General features: G+C 44.2%; 4 protein-coding genes. 3 read left to right on the top strand and 1 reads right to left on the bottom strand.

Annotated elements, in window-relative coordinates:
• The coding region (locus ACOJTG_RS14635) for a DUF5686 family protein (protein WP_420154508.1) at nt 1-262 on the top strand (262 nt) is incomplete at its 5' end.
• A 63-nt stretch (nt 263-325) separates the two neighbouring features.
• Here ACOJTG_RS14635 and ACOJTG_RS14640 read toward each other — a convergent pair.
• Nucleotides 326-1,345 carry an acyl-CoA reductase gene (locus ACOJTG_RS14640; RefSeq protein ID WP_420154509.1) on the bottom strand — a complete coding sequence of 340 codons (1,020 nt, stop codon included), beginning with the start codon at nt 1,343-1,345 and terminating at the stop codon, nt 326-328.
• Between the two features lie 125 nt (nt 1,346-1,470).
• On the opposite strand from ACOJTG_RS14640, the gene ACOJTG_RS14645 reads away from it, so the two are divergent.
• Both ACOJTG_RS14645 and ACOJTG_RS14650 read left to right on the top strand, forming a co-directional pair.
• Entirely contained in the window at nt 1,471-1,818 is a 348-nt protein-coding gene (locus tag ACOJTG_RS14645) for a 4Fe-4S binding protein (RefSeq protein ID WP_104711722.1), read from the top strand.
• Between the two features lie 404 nt (nt 1,819-2,222).
• Nucleotides 2,223-3,082: porin (locus ACOJTG_RS14650; protein ID WP_420154510.1), on the top strand; the 860-nt coding region annotated here is incomplete at its 3' end.

Raw genomic sequence — 3,082 nt, forward strand, 5'->3', positions numbered from 1 at the left:
ATTCAGTACAGCCAACCGCTATCTTGAGGCTCATGGATTGTACGAATTCCGGAAGTTTCTACTTACCCAAATCACACCCCTTCGATTATACGGAATCAAGGAAAGCTTACAGGTTCATTTCCTCCATACTAAAGAAGTCAATCATATAGAAATTGGTTACGGGTTTGGGGGTATTCTGAAGGTGTTCGGAGCGGAAGTACTGGGTACCTTTCAGAATGGGCAGTACAAAGGACTGGCGTTCCGGGTGCGAACCAACTTATAAAAAAACGCTTCCGAAAACAGGCCGTTTTCGGAAGCGTCGAACTGGATGGAAGTAACGATTAGGCTAGGGCAGCTCAATCAAAAATTGAAGGGTATCCACGCCGTCGGCGTAATCCCAAAGTTCGGGCGATTGGGTTTGACCGAAAGGAATACTAGCTGGAATCGTAGTACCGACCACGCACTGAATCTTCTCCGATTGCTCCGCAAGTTTGGCCTCAACCTCGGCAAGGGTACCATAGCGTTCGTAAAACAAAACCGAAATAGGAGAGACCAAGGTATCACTTGCGGTAACGGACAAAAAGCCGTTGTCGAGGAAGGGCACGCGGTTCACCAGGTAAATGGAACGATTGTAATCGTAATTATGAACGTACTTATGGTTGTTGGTGACGGTTTCCAGGGAGGCGATTGCCTCAAAGAAAGGCGTGAAATCGTATTCGTTCGGCACGTATACTTTCGAAACATTCCGGCAGCCGAGTCCGTAATAGGTCAGGATGTCACGGCCCAAACCTAGTAGTTCTTCGGACGTTTCATTACCCGAAAGCACCGCTACGGACGTACGGTTTTTGCGAATCAGGTGTGGTTTGTGGGCAAAGTAGTAATGGAAGTGACGGGCAGAATTGTCAGAACCCGTCGCGATAATGGCGTCGATTTCTTTCATCAATTCTGTGTACGTCAGGTAATTGGCCAACCGTGGTTCAAATTCTACCAGTTTTTTCAGTAAGGCCCGGATCAGAATTTCATCCTGTGAACTGGGCTTCAGGTACGCATGATGCCCGGCAATAAGTACACAGAGAATATCATGAAAACCAACGGCGGGAATATTCCCCGCCAGAATCAATCCAACTTTACGGGGGGTACGCTCCTGTGCCAACGCAGGGTAGCGATCCGCCCAGGCAGTCAGATGCTCATACGTAAGAAAGTGCTGAGCTAATTCCTGTAAACTCTTCACAACCAGTTCCGGAATAAACCAGCCGTTTTTACGATACGCGATTTCGGCCCATTCCTGCTGTTCCTGTTTGCCGCTCTCGCTGCTAAGCCAATTTCCCAGTTGGACAAACGCCTGTATTCGATCCGATAATTGCATATTTTATCTTCAATAAGTGATAACCGAGCCGGTTTGTCGAGTTTTTTTTGAGACCCGAACTTTATTTAGTTACATTTGTAACCCGATTGGATTAATAGGCTACGAAATTACTAAACGCGACTGACATGGCCATCATGATTACCGACGAGTGCATCAATTGTGGTGCCTGCGAACCCGAATGCCCCAATACTGCTATTTACGAAGGCGGGGTTTCGTGGACGTTTGCGGGAGGTACTGCTTTGGTGGACGTCGAATTAGGCGACGGGACCGTGATGAGTGCAAAAGAAACTCAGACTCCCTTTTCTGAAGAATTTTACTATATCGTTACGGATAAGTGTACAGAGTGCATCGGCTTCCACGAAGAGCCTCAGTGTGCAGCGGTATGTCCGGTAGATTGCTGCGTGCCTGATCCCGATAATGAAGAGGATGAGGATACGCTTATGGCCAAAAAATCATGGCTGCATAACGAATAGACAAGCATACAGGTAGTAATACAAAACCGTCTTCTGAGAAGACGGTTTTTTTAATGGGCCTAAGTCCTGGCTCACCATAGCTCTTCGCTATATACTTCCAGAATATTGAAAAAAGAACGGCCAGACAGTCGTTCTTTTTTTTGCACTATCCGGGGAGAGCCTAACATAGGTCAATTTTTAAAATATTTTGTAAATTAACTTACAATCAAAATAATATGTTTACATACTATTTGATCTATGTATAGTAAGCTAACAATTTTTTATATTAAGAATTAAAGAATATTTAAATTTTATTCTGTAAATGCTTTATATTTGAACTTATAATTTGCGTGTTATTGATTTTGAATGAATATTTGAATCGTTTTCAGACCATTCTTTACCTAACATGTAAACAGAATTATATAATGAAAAAGGCCGTAATTTCAGTTTTTTCTTTGTTTTGCTTAAATCCTGTATTTGCTGAAGTTTATCCGGATTACACGGATAAGCCCAAAGCCAAAACCCAATCGAATTCGACGCCACCCACTGACGAAAAGAAACCCACCGAAGAGCAGGAGAAAAAAGAGAAGAAAGAGGAAGGAAAAATTACGTTTTCGGGCTATCTGGACACCTATTACATGTTCAACTTTAATAACCCCGCCTCCCGTAGTAACTTAGGTACATCCGGCCCTAGCTCTGATGTACCGTCGGTAATGACCCCAGGTAATGCCCGGGCTTTCGATCAGAAGTCGGGTCAGTTTTCGCTGGGTTTGATTCAAACCAAAGTCGCCTACACGAATGATAAGATTGATGCCGTAGCTGACCTGACGTTTGGACCCAATGCCGATCTTGGTAACTATGGTAATTATGTAGGGCCACTCGGAGCAGGATCCACTTCACTCGCCATCAAACAAGCGTATTTAACCTATAAATTCTCCAGTAAATTTTCGGTGACGGCTGGTCAGTTTGGTACACACATCGGGTACGAAGTCATTGATGCTCCGGTCAACTATAACTACTCGCTTTCGAATCTCTTCAATAATGGTCCTTTCTACCATATTGGAGCCAAAGCTCAATATTCCTTTAGCGATCGGGCGTATTTGATGGCAGGGGTAGTAAATAACATTGATAACCTCAACGATAACAATAAGGCCAAAGCTATTATTTCACAGTTCTTTTTCTCGCCGGCAACGAACTGGAACGTCTATGTGAACTGGATTGGTAGTAATGAAGCCATGCCCGATTCGCTGGGTAAGACGCCTTCCGGAAATTTCTATTCCTTACT

The sequence above is a fragment of the Siphonobacter sp. genome (genome assembly GCF_048595215.1).
GTDB lineage: Bacteria > Bacteroidota > Bacteroidia > Cytophagales > Spirosomataceae > Siphonobacter.

Coding starts and splice junctions, on each gene's coding strand:
- ACOJTG_RS14645 (WP_104711722.1), top strand. CDS start 1,471: ATGGCCATCATGATTACCGACGAGTGCATCAATTGTGGTGCCTGCGAA.
- ACOJTG_RS14640 (WP_420154509.1), bottom strand. CDS start 1,345: ATGCAATTATCGGATCGAATACAGGCGTTTGTCCAACTGGGAAATTGG.